The organism is Pseudomonas vlassakiae (assembly GCF_014269035.2).
GTDB lineage: Bacteria > Pseudomonadota > Gammaproteobacteria > Pseudomonadales > Pseudomonadaceae > Aquipseudomonas > Aquipseudomonas vlassakiae.
The window spans coordinates 204,340-225,720 of sequence record NZ_JABWRP020000008.1 but is presented as its reverse complement, the minus strand read 5'-3'; the positions used below and the strand labels follow the sequence as shown (position 1 = coordinate 225,720).

Below are 21,381 nucleotides of genomic sequence, written 5' to 3'. Positions count from 1 at the left end.
ATGGTTACTTTTTGTCGCGTTTGACAAAAAGTGACCCGCCGTAAGGGCGGAAAGGTGACTGTGCGTCACCACCGCCAATGAATGCACTCGACTCAATCAAAACCATCGCTGTCCAGCTTTGGCTTTTGGCTTTTGGCTTTTGGCTTTTGGCTTTTGGCTTTTGGAAGTGGGCTTTCAAATCAAGTCAACATTCATTCGCCATGGTGGCGCTGAATCAGCTTTTCGCCTTTACGGCGACCTACTTTTTGACTGGGCAAAAAGTAGGCAAAAACCCCCGCTCCCATCATCCGGCCCCTACGCTGCGCTCCGGGGTCCCCTCACTCCGGCGCCTTCCGGGCCCGCGCGGCCTACGACTTGCTGCGCAAGTCTACATCTCGCGCCTTCGGCTGCGCCGAAGGGGTGCTGCGCACCCTGGCCCTCCAGACGCCTGCGTTCGGCCTCCTGAAGTCGCACTCAGCGTCGCCTGGACTATCGCGCGCTTAGAAGCCAAAGCAAAAGCAGAGCAAGAGCAAGAGCAAGCATTGCATCTTTATGAGATTTGACGTCTCCCTCGCCCCGTGCTCTCCTTACGCCTTGCGTCAGGTGCCCCCAAGCGGGGGTGAAACGGGAAATCGGTGCGTCGCAGGCCCTTCAGGGCCGGGCAAATCCGGTGCTGCCCCCGCAACGGTAAGCGAGCGAAGCGTCCAGACCACTGTGCCACGCAGTCCGGCATGGGAAGGTGATGCCTTTCAAGGAGCCCAACTCCTCCTCGCAAGCCCGGAGACCGGCCTGTCGTCCATGAACACCCCGCGGTGGGCGGGCGCTGTCGCATCTCCTCGGGCGCCTTGCCCCCGGGACTGCCGCGCTTGTCCGTTGCCCTTACAAAAAAGCAGAGGATCGCGTCATGCCCATCACCAGCGCCAAACATGGCATCGCCACCCCCATCACCCTCAGCCAGCGCGTGGTCATCGCCGTCGGTGCCAGCCTGCTCGGCCTGTGCCTGGTCTACTTCGCCGGGTTCTCGCACATCGAAGCCGTGCACAACGCCGCGCACGACACGCGCCATAGCGCTGCCTTCCCCTGCCACTGAGGCTGCCATGATCAAGCGTATTGCCCGCACAGCCGGGTTCAGCGGCCTGCTCGCTGCTCTGTTGCTGACCCTCCTGCAAAGCGTTTGGGTCGCACCGTTGATCCTTGAGGCGGAAACCTACGAAGCGGCCAGCCCGGCAGCCGCGCACCACAGCCACGGCGAAGAAGCTGGCGCTGGCCACACCCATGGCGAAGAAGCCTGGTCGCCAGAAGATGGCTGGCAGCGCACCCTCTCGACCACTGGCGGCAATCTGGTGGTTGCCGTCGGCTTCGCCCTGATCCTCGCCGCCCTCTACAGCCTGCGTGAGCCTGGCCGCACCAGCACGGGCGCACTGTGGGGGCTGGCCGGTTTTGCCGTGTTCTGCCTCGCGCCTACCCTGGGCTTGCCACCCGAACTGCCCGGCACTGCCGCCGCCGATCTCGGTCAGCGCCAGAGCTGGTGGGTCGGCACCGCCGCCGCGACGGCACTGGGCTTGGCCCTGCTGGTGTTCGCACGTCATGGCCTGCTCAAGGCCCTGGGCGCCGTGTTGCTGGTGGTGCCGCACGTGATCGGCGCGCCGCAGCCGGAGGTCCACGAAAGCCTGGCACCGCACGCCCTGGAAACCCAGTTCATGATCGCTTCGTGGCTGACCAACGCGGCCTTCTGGGTGGCCTTGGGCTTGCTCAGCGCCTGGCTGTATCGCCGCTCCAGCCTGGCCTGATGACCGCCCCGCCATTGCCGGTGCTGTACGCCGGCTTCGGTTGCCGCCGGGGCTGCCCGGTAGACGTGCTCGAAGCCCTGCTGCAAGCAGTGTTGCAACATCACGGCCTGAGCATCACAGCACTCCGTGGCTTTGCCAGCATCGCTGGCAAGGCCGACGAGCCGGGCTTGCAGCAACTCGCCGCACGTCACGCCTTGCCCTTGGTGGTTTTCGCGGCCGAGCAGCTTCAACGGTTCGAACCCCAGCTCAGCCACCGCTCCGCCGTGGCCTTCGCGCACAGCGGTTGCTGGGGTGTCGCCGAGAGCACCGCCTTGGCCCTGGCCAGCCTCAGTCACCCCAGCGTTACACTCAAGGTGGCCCGCCGGGTGCGTGGCCCCGCGACCCTGGCGCTGGCCTGCGCCGGATAATTGCTTCTATTTTCAAGGATTTGCCATGACGGTCTACTTCATCGGCGCCGGCCCCGGCGACCCGGAACTGATCACGGTCAAGGGCCAACGCCTGATCCGCCAGTGCCCTGTGATCATCTATGCCGGCTCGCTGGTACCCGCAGCGGTACTCGAAGGCCACCAGGCCGAGAAGGTGATCAACAGTGCCGAACTGCACCTCGAACAAATCATCGACGCCATTCGCGCCGCACACGCCAACGGCCAGGACGTGGCCCGGGTGCACAGTGGCGACCCCAGCCTGTATGGCGCCATTGGCGAGCAGATCCGCCACCTGCGCGAACTGGGCATCGATTACCAGATCGTCCCCGGCGTCACGGCCACCGCAGCCAGCGCGGCGCTGCTCGGCTGCGAACTGACCCTGCCAGAGGTCGCGCAGACCGTCATCCTCACCCGCTACGGCGACAGCTCTCCGATGCCTGCAGGCGAACAGCTCGGCGACCTGGCACGGCACGGCAGTACCTTGGCCATTCACCTGGGGGTCAAGCACCTGCCGCGCATCGTCGAAGAATTGCTTCCCCACTACGGCCCAGACTGCCCGGTCGCCGTAGTCCATCGTGCCACCTGGCCAGACCAGGACTCGGTGCGCGGCACCTTGGCCGATATCGTCGAACAGGTCGCCAGCAAGGGTTTCAGGCGCACCGCCCTGATCCTCGTCGGCCATGTACTCGGCGATGCCCCCTTCACCGAGTCAGCGTTGTACCGCGCCGGCCACGCGCACTTGTTCCGCCCCGGCGACTAGCATTGCCAAGCCGGCGAAGGGCGGCGCAGACTGCGCTTTCCACCACCGGAGGACTATCCATGCTGGAGCTGCGCCCTAATTGTGAATGCTGCGATGCCGACCTGCCGGGCGACAGCCCTGACGCCATGATCTGCTCGTTCGAATGTACCTTCTGCCGCCACTGCGCTGACCACCGCTTGCAGGGCCGCTGCCCGAATTGCGGCGGCCAGTTGCTGGCCCGCCCGACGCGGGTGGGCCAGGCCTTGACCAACAACCCCGCCTCGACCCAGCGCGTGCTCAAGCCTCACCCGGCTTGCGCCTGACCCTCGGCCGGTTACAGGCCTCGCCGCTTGCAACGAGGCCTGTAAGACCATTCTTGTAGGAAATTTCCACAATACCGGCTCGCTTGTTCAACACATCTATACTCGCCATTACTACGGATCCGGAATGGTCGTATCGTGCTGCACAGCCGAAAAAGCTGGCAGACGTACCCCCTGATTACTTCAGGAAGCCGACCACATTCCGACAGGAGTTGATGACATGACAACCGTGCTGATCGTTGATGATCACGCCATCGTTCGTTTTTCCCTGCGCATACTGTTCGAGCGCGAGCGCTTTCGTATCGTCGGTGAACTGGACAATGGCAGTGAAGTCGCACAGAAGGTGCGTGAATTACGCCCGGATGTAGTGGTACTGGACATAGGGCTTCCCGGGCTGGATGGCATGGAGGTCATCAAGCGTCTGCAACAACAGGAGCCGGCACCGAAAATCATGGTGCTGACCGGGCAAGCCACCGACCTTTACGTGCGCCGCTGCCTGGATGCCGGTATCGGTGCCTTCGTCACCAAGGGCGAAGACCTGGAAGCTGTGGTGTTCGCCCTCAAGGCACTGATCAAGGGCTACTCGACCTTCCCCCAGATGGCGGTCAACAGCAATACCCTGGAGAGCGAGCCCGCCCGCCTGGGCAGCCTGTCCAACCGTGAAATGGAAGTACTGCGGCGCCTGAGCCGTGGTGAAAACAACAAGAACATCGGCGCTTGCATGAACCTCAGTGCCAAGACCATCAGCACCTACCGTGGCCGCATCATGGAGAAGCTCAAGACCGAATCATTGGTGGAGATGGTCGATCTGGCCAAACGCAACCACGTCAACTGAGCGCGCGGCGCGTATGAAACCTGTCCTGGCTGGCCTGATCCTGTTCGTCGCCCTGCTCGGCTGCCCGCTCATGTCACTCGCCGACGGTGAGCCGCGGCATTTGCTGGCACGCGCCACCAGCGCCGCACAGCCGCTGCAATTGAATGATGCCGACCGCCAGTGGCTGCAGCGACGCGGCGCATTGCTACTGGGTACCTCACGGCCGGATTACCCCCCTTTCGAAATCAACGTCAGCCTGGATGCTTACGAAGGCCTCAGTGCCGACTATGCCGGGCTGATTGCCGAACAACTGGGGGTACCGGTGGAAGTCAGGCGCTACGCCAGCCGCCATGAGGCGATCGCCGCTCTGCGCGCTGGCAGGATCGACCTGCTGGGCAGTTCCAACAGCTTCGAGGCCGCCGATGCCAAGCTCAGCCTCAGCCTACCCTATGCCGAAGACCTGCCTGTTATCGCGACACGCAAGGATGCCCCGCTGAGGCAAGACAAGGCGCTGGCCGGATTGCGCCTGGCAATGGTCGATCACTACCTGCCGGGCGAGGCCGTCCGGGCGCTCTATCCAGAGGTGCAACTGAGTCTGTATCGCTCCACGCTGGCAGGCCTGGCAGCAGTCGACCTGGGTCAGGTCGACGCTTATCTGGGCGATGCCATCAGCACCGACTACCAGATTGGCAAAAGCTACCAGGGCACCGTGAAGATCGACCACTTTTCCCAGATGGCGTCCGGCACCTTTGCCTTTGCCTTCGCCAATGACAACCTGCGGCTGCGCCGCCTGGTCGATAGCGCCCTGGCCAGGATCAGCGAAAGCGAGCGCCTGAACATCCTGCGCCGCTGGAGCAGCAGCAATACCAGTTTGTTGCTGGAGCGACACCTGTCAGCGCTGACCGAGGAAGAAAAAAACTGGATCGCCCAGCATCCGATCGTGACCGTACTGGTCGACACGGCCCTTGCCCCGCTGACGTTCAACGACGCCCAGCAGCATGTCAGCGGGATCACCGTCGACCTGCTCAAGCAAATCACCCTGCGCACCGGCTTGCAATTCAAGTTCATCGAGCAGGACACCGTGCAGGAGATGGTTGAAAAGGTCACCCACGGCAGGGCACAGATGATCGGCGCACTGGGCTATGGCACAGAGCGCGCGGCGCGGCTGCGCTACACCCGCCCCTATCTGGTCAGCCCCAGGGTGTGGGTGACGCGCAACCAAGGGCCCTCGCCATTGCAGGCCAAGAATTTCGACGGGCAGCGCATCGCGCTCCTCCATGGTTCGCACCTGCGTGCCGAGGTATTGCGGCGCTTTCCGCAGGCGACACTGGTGATGGTCAACAATCCCCTCGGCCTGATGGAGGCCGTGGTCAATGGTGATGCTGACGCTGCCTACAGCAGTTATATCAATGCCTCCTATTACATCAATCAAGTGTTCAAGGGGCAGCTGCGTATCGCCAGCGTCATGGACGACGAGCCGGCCGTCGCCGCATTCGCCGTAGCCCCTGACCAGCCGCAACTGCAAGCTATCCTCGACAAGGCACTGATAAGCATTCCCCCCGATGAGCTGGACCAGCTGTTGAACCGCTGGCACACCAGCACCCTGGTCAGCGACAGCCCTTGGCGCGACTACCGCAGGCTGGCCCTGCAGGTGCTGGTGCTCTCAGCCCTGCTGCTCGCGGGCGTAGTGTTCTGGAACAGCTACTTGCGCAAGCTGATCCAGCAGCGCACCGAAGCTCAACGGGCGCTCCAGACACAACTGGCATTCAGCCGGGGGCTGCTGGAGCAACTGCGCCAGGCCAAGGACGAGGCCGAACAGGCCAGCAAGACCAAAAGCGCGTTCCTGGCAACCATGAGCCACGAAATCCGCACGCCCATGAACGCGGTAATCGGCCTGCTGGAACTGGCACTGGAAGACAACCGTACCAGTCGCTGCGACACCCAAACCTTGCAGACCGCTCACGACTCAGCGGTCGGCCTGCTCGGGCTGATCGGCGACATTCTCGACATCTCGCGCATCGAATCCGGGCAGATGACGCTGCAGCCGGTGGCAACCGACCTGCTGGACCTGGTCCGCAGTACCTTGCGTGTATTCGAGGGCAATGCCCGAATCAAGGGCCTGCACCTGCGCGGCGAACTGCCTGAAGGGCCACTCTGGGTCCTGGCTGACCCACTGCGAATCAAGCAGATCCTCTCCAACCTGTTGAGCAACGCAATCAAGTTCACCGACCGTGGCGAGGTCCTGGCCCAAGTCAAGTTCAAAGCCTCGACGGCAGGCGACAGCGCAATGGTCGAACTGGCTGTGAGCGACACCGGCATCGGCATAGCCGCACAGGACCAGGCTCGGCTCTTCAACAGCTTCACCCAGGTTTCAGGCCCAAGGGCGAGTCAAGGGGCGGGTTTGGGTCTGGTGATAAGCCGGACCCTGGCCGAACTGATGGGGGGCAGGCTCGACCTGCAAAGCGTTGAAAGTGTCGGCACGCGCGTGCAGGTCCAGTTGACGCTGCCGCTAAGCGAGCCCCCCATAGCCGTGATGCACAACGCAGCCGACGACGAAGCCGACGTCAGAAAACTGAATGTGCTCGTGGTCGATGACTATCCGGCCAACCTGCTGTTGCTGGAAAAACAGCTCGACAACCTAGGCCACAGGGTGACGCTGGCCGAGCATGGTGAAGCGGCGCTGGCCTTGTGGCAAACGCATGCTTTCGACCTGGTCATCACGGACTGCAGCATGCCGCTCATGGACGGCCATGAACTGACCCGCAGGATTCGCCAGTTGGAGCGCCAACGCGGGCAGCCCGCCTGCTGCATTCTCGGGGTGACCGCCAATGCCCAGGCCGAAGAGCGCCAACGTTGCCAGGAAAGCGGCATGGACGATTGCCTGTTCAAGCCCATCGGGCTGCGAACCCTGAAGGCTTACCTGTCGCAGATACGCGTCACCGTACCGCTATCGAGCGGATTCAACCTGGACGAACTGCGCAACCTGACCCAGGATGACCCACAGTTGACCAGGCAGCTGCTCGAGCAACTGACGCAAAGCGCCCGCGAAGACCTCAACGCCTTGCAAGCCCTTGATCAATCCACTGACCGCGAGGCATTGCGCACCCTTGCCCATCGCATCAAAGGGGGGGCCAAGATGCTGCGGGTACGCGAGGTGGTGAAAGATTGCGAAGCCATCGAGCAGGCCCATGCCCAGGGGCTGCCAACAGACGCGCTGCACCTGCAGCTGGAGACGAGCCTGCAGGCCTTGCTGCGTGAACTGGGCGACACGCTCAGTGCAATTGCAGCGTCGAGTTGATCTGGCTGATCGCATCGACCACATGCCGCGAGCCTTGCTGGATCTCCATGATCACCGTCCCCGCCTCGTTGGCCAGGGCAACGCCACGCCCCGTGCGTGACAGGCTCGACTGCATGCTGGCCACGGCGGTCAACGACAGGTCATGGTTCTGCCGTACCACATCGACAATCTCCAGTGTCGCCTTGCTGGTGCGCGCCGCCAGGCTGCGCACCTCGTCGGCCACCACGGCAAAGCCGCGGCCGTGCTCACCGGCCCGGGCCGCCTCGATGGCCGCGTTCAGGGCCAGCAGGTTGGTCTGGTCAGCAATACCGCGGATGGTCAGCACGATCTGCCCGATCACATCCGACTGCTTGCTTACCGCATCGATGCTGCGGGCAGCATCATTGAGCTCCTGGGAGATCTGCTCGATGACCGCTACGGTCTGCTGGACGACCTCGGTGCCTTTACGCGCGCAGGCATCGGTCTGCACCGAACTGGCATGGGCCGCATCGGCGGCACTCTGCTGGGTATTGACCTGCGCCGTGATATCGCTGGCGAACTTGACCACTTTGTACAAGCGGCCTTTGTTGTCGAAGATGGGGTTATACGAGGCCTCCAGGTAAACCGTCTGGCCCTGCTTGTTGATGCGTTCGAAGCGGTGCGAGTGATATTCACCACGGTTGAGCGATGCCCAGAACTCACGGTATGCGCCCGATTCGCGCTCATGGGGCAGGCAGAACAGTCCATGATGACGCCCCACGACTTCCTCCAGGCGATAGCCCATGGTCGCCAGGAAGTTCGGGTTGGCCTTGATCACCCGGCCTTGCGGCGTGAACTCGACCACCGCCATGGAGCGCCCGATTGCCTTGAGCAGGCTTTCGCTCTCGTGCTCGTCCTTCACCCGCTGGCTGATATCGGCCGCCACCTTGATCACACTGGTCACCTGCTGTTGCTCGTCGAGCACCGGCATGTAGCTGGCCTCCAGCCATACCTCGCGGCCTGCCTTGTCGACACGCTCGAAGGTACCGCTGATGGCCTTGCCTTGCCCCAGCTCACGCCACAATTGCTGGTATTCGGCGCTTTTGGCATAGGTTGGGTCGCAGAACAGGCGATGGTGCTTACCGCGCAATTCGTCCACGCTGTAGCCCATCGCCTGGCAGAACTGGGCATTGGCATCAACAATGGTGCCGTCGGGGGCGAACTCGATCATCGCCATGCAGCGGCTTATCGCCGCGAGCTTGGCCTGGGCGTCGGCCAGGGCCTTGCGGGTGCGCTGAATCTCGATCAAGTCAGATTTGCGGTGGAAGTCGAACATGGCGCCAGGATCCTTGATGCCCAGTGTTTTCTGAGCATAGATCGGCTTTGATGGCGTGCAAGCAACTTGATATCACGTTGTGATTAGCCAGTTAGCGATGTTTCTTCAGGCATTTCATGAGCTCTCGCGCACCATCAGTTCGAAGCCCAGGTCCTGCTGTTCGGTGGCTACCCGCTTGCCATCGAGCAGTGCCAGGAGTGCCTGGGCGGCGCCCCGACCAACGGCTGCCCGCGGGGTGCGGATGGAGGTCAGGCGCGGCACCATGTGCGCCGAAGCCGGCAAGTCGTTGAAACCGACCATGGCCACCTGCCGTGGCACCTCGATCCCTTGCCGCAATGCCTGCAATACCGCGCCCTGGGCAAGGTCGTCGTTGCAGAAGAAGATCCCGTCCACATCCGGCGCCTGTGCCAACAACTGGCTGAACAGTTCGCTGCCCAGTGCAATGGATGACGGTTGCGGCGCCAGAATCTCCAGCTCGGTGGCCTGCATGCCGGCTTCGGCCAGGGCCTGGCGAAAGCCTTCGGCGCGCTGCATCACCCGTGGGTCGAGCTGCGCGGCAATGAACGCCAGGCGCCGTCGGCCGCGCTCGATCAGGTGCGTTGCCGCAGCCCGCCCGGCCTGCTGCTGGGAAAAGCCCACCGACAACGCGCCAGCCTCTCCACCCAGTTCCATCATGTGCACGCAGGGCACGCCGCTGGCTGCCAACATCTGCCGCGCGGCATCGCTGCGATCGAAACCGGTCAGCAGCATGCCGCACGGCTGATAGGCCAGGTAGTTGCGGATCAGGTTTTCTTCTTCGTCGAGATCGTAGTGGTAGTTACCTATCAGCACCTCTAGCCCACGCGGGCGCATCACCTCGTGGATGGCCTCCAGGGTGTCGATGAACAACTGGTTGGACAACGACGGGATCAGCACCACCACCGACTGGCTGCGTGCCGACGCCAGTGCCCGCGCCGCCGGGTTGGCGACATAGCCCAGGGACGTGGCGGCGGCCATGACCTTTTCCACCAGCCCAGGGGCAACCGTACTGACCCCGCGCAGTGCGCGCGAAGCCGTGATCGGGGAAACCCCGGAGAGCCTGGCGACTTCAGCCAGCGTGGGACGACCTGTGGTGCGAGAGCCTGTGCGGGACATGGATGTTGTAATTTTACTACTTGCAGGAATGGGGAACGGCCACTAAGGTAGCGCTGTCTCAGGACGCAGGCAATGTAATCTTTGGTAGTGGCCACTGCAGCACGCTGCCAAGCGTCCATACTGCGTAAGGACAAGATCAATAACACCGGGGAGCTGGCGTTTCGTTTGCAACGGGACAGCGCTGTCTCACCCCGCAGGAGGTACTGATGAATTCTCCCCTGTCCGCCATCGTGGTGATGGGCGTGGCCGGCTGCGGCAAAAGCTGCGTCGGCGATGCCATTGCCAAGCGAAGCGGCGGTCGCCTGATCGAAGGCGACGCATTCCACCCTGCCGAAAACATCCGCAAGATGAGCGCCGGCATCCCCCTGGACGATGACGACCGTGCCGGTTGGCTGGTGCGCCTGGGCCAGGAACTGCAAGCGACGGTGAAAGCGGGCGAACGGCCGATCCTCACGTGCTCCGCCCTCAAGCGTCGTTACCGCGACACCTTGCGCGCGGCGATGCCCGAACTGGTGTTCGTGTTCCTCGAACTCACACCCGCCGAGGCGGAAAAACGCGTGCTCGCCCGCCCAGGCCACTTCATGCCGGCGAGCCTGATCGACAGCCAGTTCGCCGCCCTCGAGTCACCCCGTGGCGAGCCCCTGACCCTGGCGCTGGATGCCACTCAGCCGATTGCGGTACTTGCCGAAACGGTCGACGCCTGGCTAAAGCCCTGCGGTGAGCGGAACCTGGCGCGCACTGCCTGACCCGGCGGTTGTCCTGCCCACCAAAGACAGCGCTGTCTCTGAAATTCACTTGAAGCACGCCAAAAACAACGATAAGACCGAGGCATCAAAACCATGTTCGGACTGGCTACAGATACCTACCTGCTGCTCGACGCGCTGGTCACCATCGTCGGGCTGATCCTGCTGATCACCCATTTCAAGGTCCACCCCTTCGTCGCCCTGACCCTGGCGGCCGGCTTCCTCGGCCTGACCTCCGGCATGCCGGTGGCCAAGGTCATGAAGTCGTTCCAGGACGGTTTCGGTGGCGTGCTCGGCTTCGTCGGCATCGTCCTCGCCCTGGGGACGATGCTCGGCAAGCTGATGGCCGACTCCGGTGGCGCCGACCAGATCGCCCAGACCCTGATCCGCGCCTTTGGCAAGAAGAACGTGCACTGGGCGATGATGTTCGCCGCCTTCCTGGTGGGCATCCCGCTGTTCTTCGAGATCGGCTTCGTGCTGCTGATCCCCCTGGTGTTCATTGTCGCCCGGCGCTCCGGGGTGTCGCTGATCAAGATCGGCATCCCGCTGCTGGCCGGCCTTTCGGTGGTCCATGGCCTGGTCCCGCCACACCCGGGGCCGCTGCTGGCGATCGGCATCTTCCATGCCGACATCGGCAAGACCATCTTCTATGGCCTGCTGGTGGCGCTGCCCACGGCGATCATCGCCGGCCCGCTGTTCGGCAACTTCATTGCCCGCTACATTCCGGGCAGCCCGTCACAGGAGCTGATGGACCAGATCGCCAAGGAGTCGGACCAGAACAACCTGCCAAGCTTCAGTGTCACCCTGATCACCGTGCTGCTGCCGGTGGTGCTGATGCTGCTCAAGACCTTGGCTGACGTGGTGCTGCCGGCCGAGCACATCGTCCGCCAGTGGATGGACCTGATCGGCCACCCGATCACCGCCCTGCTCGCCGCCTTGTTGCTGGCCTTCTATACCTTCGGCTCGGCCCGTGGCTTCAACCGCCAGCAGATCATGAAAATGCTCGACCAGAGCCTGGCACCGACCGCGGCCATCGTGCTGATCGTGGGCGCCGGTGGCGGCTTCAAGCAGATGCTGGTGGATACCGGCGTCGGCAACGTCATCGGGCAGATGGCCGTACAGGCGCAGATCTCGCCGATCCTGCTGGCATGGCTGGTGGCAGCGGTAATCCGTATCGCCACAGGTTCTGCGACCGTGGCCACCATCACCGGCGCCGGCATCGTCGCCCCGGTGATCGACCTGGTGCCGGGGGTCAACCGCGAATTGCTGGTGCTCGCTACCGGCGCTGGCTCGCTGATCCTGTCCCACGTCAACGACGCCGGGTTCTGGCTGGTGAAGCAGTACTTCAACATGACCGTGGCGGAAACCTTCAAGACCTGGAGCATGATGGAGACGATCCTGTCCATCGTCGGCATCATCTTCATCATGGCGTTGTCGACGGTGGTGTGACCGCTGATCGGGGGGATGGCACCTGAGCAACCCGGTAGGGCCCAACGCAAGTATGCGCCCTACCCTAAGCAAAGGAGCTTGCCATGCCCCGTTCAACCTTGCTGCTGGTTGCCCTGCTCACTTCACCGCTGGCCCTGGCAGTCGGCACCGGGCCAACCTACCCCGATGACCCGCACAACCCGGCGCCGCAGCCGGGAGTCGACAGCACCCTTGATCCGATCGAAAAGCCCCTGCCTCGTGATACCGACCCGCGCATCCAGGGCAATGACCCGGAAAGCCCGCCAGCCAGGCAGAATGACAACCGCGACTTGCCGGGGATGGATGGCAGTGGCTCCGAGGGTTCCGGGCGACAAGGCGGAAAGGGCTCAGGCGGCAGTCAACAATAAAGTCCAAGGGGCGCCAGACGCCCCTTGCGTCACCACTGACGTTTGTCAGGCCGGGTCAGCCCCAGCTTCTCGATGCGGTAACGCAGCATGTCCCGCGACAGCCCCAGCATCCGCGCCGACTTGGTGACGTTCCAGTCAGTACGATCAAGGGTCTTGCACACCAGGTCACGCTCCATGTCCGGCAGGCTGGTGCCAGGCTCCGGTTCATGACGCGGCAGTTCGTACACCGTCGCCGTGGGTTGAGCCACCAGCGGCTCGTCGACCAAGGTCAGGCACAGGTTCAGCTGATGCGCCTGTATCACTTCATTGGGCGCCAGCAACACGGTCTGCTCCAGCATGTTGCGCAATTCACGCACGTTGCCCGGCCAGCTGTAGCTCAACATCAAGGCTTCCGCCTCGGCACTGAAGCGCAAGTTCGGCTTGCCATAGCGGCGCCCGTGATGCGCCAGGAAATGCCGCGCCAGCAGCAGCACATCCTGGCCGCGGGCGTATAGCCGTGGCACTTTCAAGGCGATGATGCGCAGGCGAAAGAACAGGTCACGACGGAACTTGCCTTGCTGCACCATCTGTTCAAGGTTGCAGTTGGTGGCACTGATCACCCGCAGGTCGACCTTGCGCTCCTTGACCGCACCGATGCGGCGGATGCTGCGATCCTCCAGCAGCTTGAGCAGCTTGGCCTGCAGCACCAGGTCCATCTCGCCGATCTCGTCGAGGAACAGCGTACCGCCATCGGCCGCTTCCACCAGGCCCACACGGCGCTCCTTGGCGTCGGTGAACGCGCCCTTCTCATGGCCGAACAGCTCGGCCTCGAGCAGATTGGCCGGGATCGACGCGCAGTTGAATTCGATGAACGGCCCCTTGCTGCGCGAACCGTCGAAATGCAACGCGCGGGCGACCAGCTCCTTGCCGGTCCCGGTCTCGCCTTCGATCAACACGGGCGGCAGGTCGTCACTGGCCATGCGCCGCTCGGCGTCCAGCACCTGATGCAAGGTGTGCTTGAGGGTGAGCATCGCCGGCGATTCGCCGATCAGCGCCTGGAACCCTGACTTCTGCGCCTCGCGCTCCTGGTAGAACGACAAGGTGCGTTCCATGCGCTCGGCCGCCAGGGCCTTTTCCAGGGTCAACTTGAGTTCGGCCAACACCACCGGTTTGGTCAGGTAGTGGAATGCGCCCTCTTTCATGGCCTGCACGGCGTCTTCGACATTGCCGTACCCGGTCATCATGATCACCTTCAGGTCCGGCGCCTGCTCCACCAGGGTGCGTAGCAGGTCATGCCCGCTCATGCCCGGCAATGAGTTGTCGGTCAATACCGCATCGGGCTGGGCCCGCTTGATCTGTTCCAGCGCCAGCTCCGCACTGTTGCAGAGCGTCACCTCAAAGCCCTTGAGGCTCAGGTAGGTGCGAATGTTGTCGCCGAGGATTTCGTCATCCTCAACTACCAGGATGCTGTGCTCCATGGTCCTCTCCCGCTGCGATATTGAAAGTGAGGCTGACGCGGGTTCCTTCCTCTTCACGGCTGCTCAGGCTGACCGAGCCGCCAAACCGTTCCATGATCCGCTTGACCAGGGCCAGGCCGACACCCAGGCCGCCCTGCTTGGTCGTGAAGAATGGCTTGAACACCATTCTTTCCTGCTGCTGGCTCATGCCCTTGCCGGTGTCGCTGAGCACCAGTTGCGCACGCTGCCCATCCTGCACGCTGACCTGCGCATGCAGGACGCCGCCCTTGGGCATGGCTTCCAGGGCATTGGAAAACAGGCTGTTGAGGATCTGCGTCAGTTGCAGGGGCTGGCTGGCCACCCATTGCACGTGCGGCCCTTCGAAGCTGAAGCGCACGCCGTTGCGCTCGATCTGCTGGGCGAAGGCCTGGTGGGTATCTTCGATGGCTGCCACCAGGTCCACGGCCTCCGCGGTATCGCTGGCCGGGCGCAGCGACACCAGCAACTCGCGCACCCAGCGCGACATGCGGTCGACCTGGCAGATGATGTCATTGATGTTCTTCTGCGCCAGCGGGCTGGCTATGCCCTCGGCCAGCTCGGCGCTGGAGCGGATATTGGCCAGCGGGTTGCGCAAGCTATGGGCCACTGCGCTGGACATCTCGCCCAGGGCTACGTAAGTTTCGCTGGCCACCAGCCGGTTCTGCTGCTGATTCAGCATGAATGCAGCGCGGCGCACGATCCAGAACAGGCCGAAATAGATCAGCGCGCCACCCACCAGCGTCGAAGCCCAGATCAGCACGTAACCGCGCTGGATTCGCCGTACCAGGTCCTGCGGCTCCTTGTAGATCTCGACCATGGCCAGGACCTGCTCGCCCTGGCTATCGAACAAGGGAATGTAGTTTTCGATGAACAGGTACTTGGGTTCACGGAGGAATTTCTGCTCCTCACGGCCGCCTTCGACCCTGTGGTAGCTGGCAGATACCGCCTTGCGCGAGCTGAATGCGCGGTTCAGGCCACCATCGTCTTCGATGCGCTTGCCGATCAGCTCGGGGTTGGTGGACCAGACGATGGTGCGGTCTCGGGCATAGGCATTGGCCAGCAAGGTATCCGGCAAATGCTCGACGTGGTCGAGGAACTCCGCCCGGGTCGCCGCGACAAGGCCCGGGCTGATCTGCAGGTGCTGCTGGTCCAGCTGCGGGTTGAGCAGTTCGCCCATGGTGGCGCCCGGGGGGAGCTGCGAATGACGCACTTCGGCCACCGCCAGGGACTGGATGAACTGGGCGGTAAGCATGGCATCCCGCTCGACGCTGTCGCGCACCACGAAGCGGGTCGACACGTAGCCCAGCCCGCCAGCCACCGAAGCGATGATCAACAGGCTGATCAGTGAAAACCAGCGCAGCAGGTTGAACTCGCGAAGCGGTACGGCCAGGCCACTGCTAGCGGGCAGTGCAGCGGGTTTCACGGGAACATCTTCATCCAGCATCTGCATCGCGTCGTTCCCGTACAGGGAGTCCGTTCAGAAGGTGGTCATCGCATTGCTACCGATAGTAGCAAATTGACGCCATCCCACCCGGGCAGCTAGTGCCGCCAATGTCGCGCGTTACCTGTCGAGAGCACCTGCAAGAACTTCGCCACGCCCAATAACCAATCGTCACATCTTTATAAATCAATAGCTTAAGCAGCATTATTGATTTAGGTTCGAGGTTCATCCCCCACATTTGGGTGCCGTATACCCATAAATCTGTAAATACTTACAAATCAATAAGTTGCACGTTTTTATTGATGCCCGTTATCACAAGCGCGCCAACCTGAAGCTGAGCGAGACCCGCGTGCCATGGCCTTGGCTGCTGCTCAGGCGGACCGAGCCGCCAAAGCGCTCCATGATGCGTTTGACCAGTACCAGCCCCACACCCAAGCCACCTTGCTTGGTGCTGAAAAACGGCCGGAACGCCAAACGCTGCTGCTGCTCGCTCATGCCTTTGCCGGTGTCGGCAAGGCGCAGGGTCAGGCTGCGCCGGTCACGTTTGACCACCTCGATGCGCAACCGCCCACCGTTCTCCATCGCCTCGAGGGCATTGGCGATCAGGCTGTTGAAGATCTGGGCGAGCAACGCCGGCTGGCCAAGCACCTGCACCGGCGGTAACGGCCGCAGGTCCAGGGTTACTCCGCTGCGGGCCAGCGGTACGGCGAAGCTCTGCAGGCTTTCCTGCAGGACCTGGGGTAAATCGACCGGCACCGCTTCGTCATTCAGCGGCCGCAAGGATTGCAACAATTGACGAATCCACTGCGACATGCGGTCGACCTGGCTGATGATGTCATTGATGTTGCGCTGCGCCGGGCCTTCATCGAAGGCCTGGGCCAGCTCGGCGCTGGAACGGATGCTGGCCAGTGGGTTGCGCAGGCTGTGGGCCACCGCCGAGGACACCTCGCCAAGGGCCACAAAGGTCTCGCTGTTGATCAAGCGTTTCTGTTGCACCGCCATCACCCGCGCGGCGCGGCGCATGATGCCGTACAGGCCGATATAGACCAGCCCGGCACCGACGGTGATGGCCAGCCAGATGAGAATCAGCCCGTGCTCGATGCGCACGATCAGGTCCCGGGGTTCCTTGTAGATTTCCACCATCGCCGTGACGGTATCGCCGTCGGCATCGAACAACGGGATGTAGTTTTCGATCAACAGCTGTTCCGGCGGGGTCACGAACTTCTGCTCGGCACGGGCCTGCTCGAAATTGTGGTAACTGGCCGAGACCCGCATCTTGTATTCGAAGGCACGGTCCAGGTCGCCATCGCCTTCGATCAGCTTGCCCTCCAGCGCCGGGTTGGTCGACCAGATCACCGTCCGGTCAGGGGCATAGATGTTGGCCAGCAGCGTGTCTGGCAGGTGGGCGATATGATCGAGGAACTCACCGCGAGCCTTGCGCCGTGCTTCGGGGTCGACATCGGGCATTGCCGCACGGTCGGTGCGTGGGTCAAGCAGTTCGCCCATGGTGCGCACATTGGGGATCGCCACATGGCGCACTTCGGCGTCGGCGATCGAGGTGATGAACTGCGCGGTGAGCAAGGCGTCTCGCTCGATGCTTTCATCGATGATGAAGCGACTGGAGATCAGCCCCAGGCCAGCGGCCACAGACAGGATGACCGCCAAACTCACCCAGGCGTACCAGCGCAACAGGTTGAATGACCGGTGCGCAGCAGCGGCTTCGGTGCCCGCAGGCGCCTCGAGTACTTCGGAACGGGGGGCGATGACCATGACGGACTCCACTGCCGGGCACCTTTGAAAGGTTATAGCCCAGAGTTGGGTAACCATGGCATTGCTTGAGGACGAGTTGCGCCACTTTCGCGACGCAAGGCCCATTCAGAGTGGCGAGTCATCAGCCAGCCCCTGCAGCTTGCGGTATTCGCGCAACACGGTTGGCACGTAACGGCGGGTCTCGGCGTACGGGGGGACCGCGCCGCGCCGCCGCACGGCATCGGGGCCGGCGTTGTAGGCGGCCACGGCCAGGGTAATGTCATTGTCGAACAGGGTCAGCATGCGCTTGAGGTAACGCGCCCCGCCCTGCACGTTGTCTTCGGGGTCCAGCAGGTCCTCCACGCCCATCTCCCTGGCCGTGTCCGGCATCAGTTGCATCAGCCCCACCGCCCCGGCAGCCGACCGGGCCTTCGGGTTATAGCCTGACTCGGCCTTGATCAGGGCATGCAGCAGCGCCAGCGGCACATCGTAGTCACGGGCGGCCGCCGCCACCAGTTCGGCATAGGGCCGCCCGGTGATCATCTGCGCGTCGACCGGGCCCGCCTGGGCAAGCGATTCACTGATCACCCGTTCGTAATGGCGTCCTGGCCGGTGCACGTTGCTCAGTACATAACCACCGTTGGCATCGATGGAAATGTACATGTCGGCCTGGGCGCTTGCCGCCACCAGCCAGGTCACTACCAGGATCACCACACGCATGTCGGCTACCTCCCCGCCGTGCTCCCCCGATGTGGGGGAAATGCCCCGGAGAACCCGGGCTTTTCTGCTACGACGCAAGCACCGTGCCGCCTGCCATGGCGCATGGCGCAAGGCCCCGTGACAGACGTGCACGGCTGTTGCATGGGCCTGGGCAACCTGTGTCCCCATGCAGCGGAGGGCTTCACCATGCAGCGCAAATCCAACCCCCAACGTGGTTTCACCCTGCTTGAACTCCTGGTGGTCCTGGTGGTGCTCGGTTTGTTGGCCGGTATCGTCGCGCCCAAGTACTTCAGCCAGCTCGGTCGCTCGGAAGCCAAGGTGGCGAAGGCGCAGATCGAGGGCTTGGGCAAGGCCCTGGACCTGTATCGCCTGGAGGTGGGCCATTACCCCAGCAGTGAGCAAGGCCTGCAGGCGCTGGTCACCGCCCCCAGTGGCGAGGCGCACTGGTCGGGGCCCTACTTGCAGAAGGCCGTGCCGCAGGACCCTTGGGGCCGCGCTTACATCTACCGCCAACCCGGGGAAAACGGCGGCGAATACGACCTGCTGTCGATGGGCAAGGACGGCCAGCCCGGCGGCGATGGTGAAAACGCCGAAATCACCAGCTGGCAATGAGGAGAACCGCCATGCGCTATAGCCTCAAGGCCCTCGGCAGACAGGGCATCGTGCAGTTGCAGATCGACGCCGAGGATGCCGAGCACGCGCGTCGCCAGGCCGAGAACCAGGGGCTGCGGGTGGTCAGCGTGCGCGGCCAGGGCAAAGCCCTGGGCGGCCTGGCCTGGCGCCGTGCGGCGGCGTTCGACCTGGTGCTGTTCAGCCAGGAACTGACCACCCTGCTGCACGCTGGCCTGCCGCTGATCGATGCGCTGGAAAGCCTGGCGGAAAAGTCCCCCATCGGCGCTACGCGCAAGGTCCTGACCGAGCTGGTACGCCAGCTCTATGAAGGCCACTCGCTGTCGCAGTCGCTGGCCAGGCAACCGCGGGTATTCCCAACGCTGTACGTGGCGCTGGTGCAGTCCAGCGAGCGTACCGGCGCGTTGGGCGACGCCCTGGCCCGCTACATCGGCTATCGCCAGCGCCTGGACCTGGTTCGGCAGAAGCTGGTGGGGGCTTCGGTCTACCCATTGCTGCTGTTGCTGGTGGGCGGTGGTGTGGTGCTGTTCCTGCTCGGCTATGTGGTGCCACGCTTCAGTTTGGTGTTCGAGGGCATGGGCAGCGAACTGCCCTGGTTGTCCCGGGTGCTTATGGATGTCGGGCTGTTCCTGCATGCCCAGCAGATGCCACTGGCACTGGCGGTTGCCGGCGGTATCGGGACCTTGCTGATAGTGCGGCGCAACCCCCTGGTGCGGCGCTGTGCCTCCCGACAACTGCGGCGCTTGCCAGCCTTGCATCAACGCCTGCTGATGTATGAACTGGCGCGCTTCTACCGCTCGCTGGGCATTCTGCTGCAGGGCGGCATCCCGATCCTTACCGCCATGGGCATGGCCCACGGGCTGCTCGGCAGCGCTTCGGCGCAAGGCCTTGAACAGGCCAGCCGACGCGTCGGTGAAGGGTTGCCGTTGTCGGACGCGCTGGAGGCCGGGCAGTTGGTCACGCCGGTGTCACTGCGCTTGCTGCGGGCCGGGGAACAATCGGGGAACCTGGGGGAGATGCTCGAACGCTGCGCGGATTTCCATGATCAGGAAATCGGCCGCTGGGTGGAGTGGTTCGTGAAACTGTTCGAGCCGCTGCTGATGACCTTCATCGGCCTGCTGATCGGCGGGATCGTGATCCTGATGTACATGCCGATTTTCGACCTGGCTTCAAGCATTCACTAGCTGGTACCGGCCTCTTTGCTGGCGTGCCCGCGAAGAGGCCGCTTCAGATCAGTAGTCGAACCGGTCCACCGCACGCCGCCGCTCGTTGTCATCACGCCGGTCATATGCGGCCGTGGTCTGGATGTTGGCATGGTGCGCAAGCTTCTGCGCGATCGACAGGTCATGCTCCTCGATCACCCGGGTGATGAACGCGCGGCGAAAATCATGGGGCATGATTTTCACTCCGACCTGGGCACCGCGCTGGCGGGCGATGTAATAGATCGCATGCTTGGTGATGCGCGCACGGGTGATGTGGTTGCCACGGCGGATGCGGTTGAACAGGAACGGGTCATCCGAGGCCCCTTCGGGCAGCGCCTGCCGGCGCAGGTCCAGCCAGGCCTGCAGCTTCTCGAAAGCCCAGGCCGGGGCATACTTGATCAACTGCCGGTTACCTTTGCCGGTCACCTGCAGGCTGCGCGCCTCGAAGTCGACCTGACTGAGATCGATATCCACGGATTCCGACTTGCGCATGCCGGTGCCGTAGAGCAAGGCGATGATCGCCGCATCGCGCACACCCTGGGGCCGTGGGTCAGCCTCGCACAGGTCCATCAGTTCGCGAATCAGGCTGCGACGCAGGTTGCGCCCGGGCGGCAGCCGGCTGCCGGACGCCGGCTTGACCTCACGGATTCGCAACAGCTGTTCATGGTCGATCAGACCTTGGCGCCACGCTTCGTTCATCACCCCGCGTACCGCGTTGACATACAGCGAAGAACTGTTAGGCGCGTACCCATCGGCGCGCAATGCCGCCACCAGCGCAATCACATGGCCAGGCTCAAGCCGGTGCCACGGCACGTCGACCAGGTTGCAGTCAACGAAACCAAGCCGGTCGGCAGCATCCTGCAGGATGTAACGCATGGTCTGCTGGCTGGACGGTGCCAGCCGGGCCAGGTATTGCAGCAGTGGATTTTGTGAAAGGTCGGACAAAACGTGAATCCTGAAGCGAATCGAAGCAACGGCGCGCAATGGTACCGTAAACCAGACGACTTGATCGAACCCTCGCCTTGGCAAGTGATCTGTGGTCTAGAGTTCAGCCCAAGCCCTCACCTGCGAGCCCCCATGGTATTCCACCGCCTGACCCGTACTCACCCGCGCCTGAGCATCGCCGCACTGGTCGGCCTGCTCGGTGCCTGGCTGATCCCGGCCGACGATATCGTCCAGCGCATCCTTGCTGGCTGGAACCTGGGCGTCTGGCTGTACCTGTTGCTGGTGCTGTGGCTGACCTGCCGCGCCACCCCCGACAAGGTGCGCAAAGTCGCCCGGGTCGAAGACGAAAACGCCGGCCTGGTGCTGTTCACCGTGTGCATCGCCGCCATCGCCAGCCTGGCCGCCGTGACCCTGCAACTGGTTTCCAGCCGTGGCCTGCAAGGCAACGCACAGGCGCTGCACTACCTTTACACCGGGCTGACCGTGGCCGGCTCATGGCTGCTGATCGGTTGCATCTTCAGCCTGCACTACGCCCGCCTGTTCTACACCGGCGAACGCGATGCGCCGGCGCTGCGCTTCCCCGACGGCGAGTGCAACCCGGATTACTGGGACTTCCACTACTTCTCGTTCACCCTCAGCGTTGCCGTGCAGACCTCCGACGTCGGTGTCGGCGGGCGCGGCATGCGCCGGGTGGTGCTGGCGCATTCGTTGGTGGGCTTCGTGTTCAACACGGCGATTCTCGGTTTCACCATCAACATCGCTGCAGGCCTGCTGGGTTGAATGAACGGCAGCCGGCGTCCAAGGCCATTCGTCCGAAACAAAAGCGGCCGGGGATCCTCGAAAACCAG

Annotated in this window: 20 protein-coding genes, 2 pseudogenes and 1 riboswitch; of the genes and pseudogenes, 14 read left to right on the top strand and 8 right to left on the bottom strand. The window is 63.3% G+C overall.

The annotated features are described in order from the left end of the window. The first annotated feature begins 77 nt into the window (after positions 1-77). The 8 genes from HU738_RS13130 to HU738_RS13095 all read left to right on the top strand — a co-directional run bounded on the left by HU738_RS13130 (position 78) and on the right by HU738_RS13095 (position 7,365). Positions 78-542 carry a hypothetical protein gene (locus HU738_RS13130; protein ID WP_186602516.1) on the top strand — a complete coding sequence of 155 codons (465 nt, stop codon included), beginning with the start codon at positions 78-80 and terminating at the stop codon, positions 540-542. A 21-nt stretch (positions 543-563) separates the two neighbouring features. Next, positions 564-786, top strand: a riboswitch (cobalamin riboswitch). A gap of 97 nt (positions 787-883) precedes the next feature. Beyond that, positions 884-1,069, top strand: coding sequence for a CbtB domain-containing protein (locus HU738_RS13125; protein WP_186602518.1), 186 nt, complete (start codon positions 884-886; stop codon positions 1,067-1,069). Between the two features lie 7 nt (positions 1,070-1,076). Then, the gene (locus HU738_RS13120; RefSeq protein ID WP_186602520.1) at positions 1,077-1,769 is read left to right on the top strand and encodes a CbtA family protein; all 693 of its coding nucleotides are present in this window, start codon (positions 1,077-1,079) and stop codon (positions 1,767-1,769) included. Between the two features lie 14 nt (positions 1,770-1,783). Next, positions 1,784-2,176 (top strand): cobalamin biosynthesis protein, encoded by a 393-nt coding sequence (locus HU738_RS13115; protein ID WP_186602793.1) that lies wholly within the window; start codon positions 1,784-1,786, stop codon positions 2,174-2,176. Positions 2,177-2,201: 25 nt separating this feature from the next. Beyond that, on the top strand, positions 2,202-2,954 hold the full coding sequence (gene cobM, locus HU738_RS13110; RefSeq protein ID WP_186602522.1) for a precorrin-4 C(11)-methyltransferase: 753 nt from the start codon (positions 2,202-2,204) through the stop codon (positions 2,952-2,954). A gap of 59 nt (positions 2,955-3,013) precedes the next feature. Beyond that, on the top strand, positions 3,014-3,256 hold the full coding sequence (locus HU738_RS13105; RefSeq protein ID WP_186602524.1) for a DUF1272 domain-containing protein: 243 nt from the start codon (positions 3,014-3,016) through the stop codon (positions 3,254-3,256). Between the two features lie 217 nt (positions 3,257-3,473). After that, positions 3,474-4,088 (top strand): response regulator transcription factor, encoded by a 615-nt coding sequence (locus HU738_RS13100; RefSeq protein WP_176507977.1) that lies wholly within the window; start codon positions 3,474-3,476, stop codon positions 4,086-4,088. A gap of 13 nt (positions 4,089-4,101) precedes the next feature. Continuing rightward, on the top strand, positions 4,102-7,365 hold the full coding sequence (locus tag HU738_RS13095) for a transporter substrate-binding domain-containing protein (RefSeq protein WP_186602525.1): 3,264 nt from the start codon (positions 4,102-4,104) through the stop codon (positions 7,363-7,365). On the opposite strand, the pseudogene HU738_RS26365 reads toward HU738_RS13095, so the two are convergent. From HU738_RS26365 to gnuR, 3 genes and pseudogenes are all read right to left on the bottom strand, one after another. Further along, a pseudogene (locus HU738_RS26365) lies at positions 7,340-7,771 on the bottom strand (methyl-accepting chemotaxis protein); the annotation flags it as partial. The gene HU738_RS13095 and the pseudogene HU738_RS26365 sit on opposite strands and share 26 nt — an antisense overlap. A 105-nt stretch (positions 7,772-7,876) precedes the next feature. Further along, positions 7,877-8,554, bottom strand: a pseudogene (locus HU738_RS26360) (PAS domain-containing protein); the annotation flags it as partial. A 219-nt stretch (positions 8,555-8,773) separates the two neighbouring features. Continuing rightward, positions 8,774-9,793, bottom strand: coding sequence for a transcriptional regulator GnuR (gnuR, locus tag HU738_RS13085; RefSeq protein WP_176507974.1), 1,020 nt, complete (start codon positions 9,791-9,793; stop codon positions 8,774-8,776). Positions 9,794-9,999: 206 nt separating this feature from the next. On the opposite strand from gnuR, the gene HU738_RS13080 reads away from it, so the two are divergent. The 3 genes from HU738_RS13080 (at position 10,000) to HU738_RS13070 (ending at position 12,371) form a co-directional block, all read left to right on the top strand. Beyond that, positions 10,000-10,539: a gluconokinase gene (locus HU738_RS13080; RefSeq protein ID WP_186602529.1), complete on the top strand. Its 540-nt coding sequence runs from the start codon at positions 10,000-10,002 to the stop codon at positions 10,537-10,539. A 93-nt stretch (positions 10,540-10,632) separates the two neighbouring features. Beyond that, on the top strand, positions 10,633-11,985 hold the full coding sequence (locus HU738_RS13075; RefSeq protein ID WP_054886576.1) for a GntP family permease: 1,353 nt from the start codon (positions 10,633-10,635) through the stop codon (positions 11,983-11,985). An 83-nt stretch (positions 11,986-12,068) separates the two neighbouring features. Further along, positions 12,069-12,371, top strand: coding sequence for a hypothetical protein (locus HU738_RS13070; protein ID WP_186602531.1), 303 nt, complete (start codon positions 12,069-12,071; stop codon positions 12,369-12,371). A 29-nt stretch (positions 12,372-12,400) separates the two neighbouring features. On the opposite strand, the gene HU738_RS13065 is transcribed toward HU738_RS13070, so the two are convergent. From HU738_RS13065 to HU738_RS13050, 4 genes are all read right to left on the bottom strand, one after another. Next, positions 12,401-13,828, bottom strand: coding sequence for a sigma-54-dependent transcriptional regulator (locus tag HU738_RS13065; protein WP_186602533.1), 1,428 nt, complete (start codon positions 13,826-13,828; stop codon positions 12,401-12,403). After that, positions 13,803-15,296, bottom strand: coding sequence for a sensor histidine kinase (locus tag HU738_RS13060; protein ID WP_176507970.1), 1,494 nt, complete (start codon positions 15,294-15,296; stop codon positions 13,803-13,805). Before HU738_RS13060 ends, HU738_RS13065 begins: the two co-directional genes overlap by 26 nt. A 303-nt stretch (positions 15,297-15,599) precedes the next feature. After that, positions 15,600-17,057: a sensor histidine kinase gene (locus HU738_RS13055; RefSeq protein WP_186602534.1), complete on the bottom strand. Its 1,458-nt coding sequence runs from the start codon at positions 17,055-17,057 to the stop codon at positions 15,600-15,602. 105 nt (positions 17,058-17,162) lie between these two features. Further along, positions 17,163-17,756: a lytic transglycosylase domain-containing protein gene (locus HU738_RS13050; protein ID WP_186602536.1), complete on the bottom strand. Its 594-nt coding sequence runs from the start codon at positions 17,754-17,756 to the stop codon at positions 17,163-17,165. A 186-nt stretch (positions 17,757-17,942) separates the two neighbouring features. Between HU738_RS13050 and gspG the strand changes: the two genes are divergently transcribed. Both gspG and HU738_RS13040 read left to right on the top strand, forming a co-directional pair. After that, entirely contained in the window at positions 17,943-18,368 is a 426-nt protein-coding gene (gspG, locus tag HU738_RS13045; protein ID WP_054886602.1) for a type II secretion system major pseudopilin GspG, read from the top strand. Positions 18,369-18,379: 11 nt separating this feature from the next. Next, positions 18,380-19,570, top strand: coding sequence for a type II secretion system F family protein (locus tag HU738_RS13040; protein ID WP_186602538.1), 1,191 nt, complete (start codon positions 18,380-18,382; stop codon positions 19,568-19,570). A 48-nt stretch (positions 19,571-19,618) separates the two neighbouring features. Here HU738_RS13040 and HU738_RS13035 read toward each other — a convergent pair whose 3' ends face one another. Continuing rightward, the gene (locus HU738_RS13035) at positions 19,619-20,533 is read right to left on the bottom strand and encodes a site-specific integrase (RefSeq protein WP_176507966.1); all 915 of its coding nucleotides are present in this window, start codon (positions 20,531-20,533) and stop codon (positions 19,619-19,621) included. Positions 20,534-20,665: 132 nt separating this feature from the next. On the opposite strand from HU738_RS13035, the gene HU738_RS13030 reads away from it, so the two are divergent. Further along, a complete protein-coding gene (locus HU738_RS13030; protein ID WP_186602540.1) occupies positions 20,666-21,313 on the top strand; it encodes a DUF1345 domain-containing protein in 648 nt (215 codons plus the stop codon). Positions 21,314-21,381: the final 68 nt, after the last annotated feature.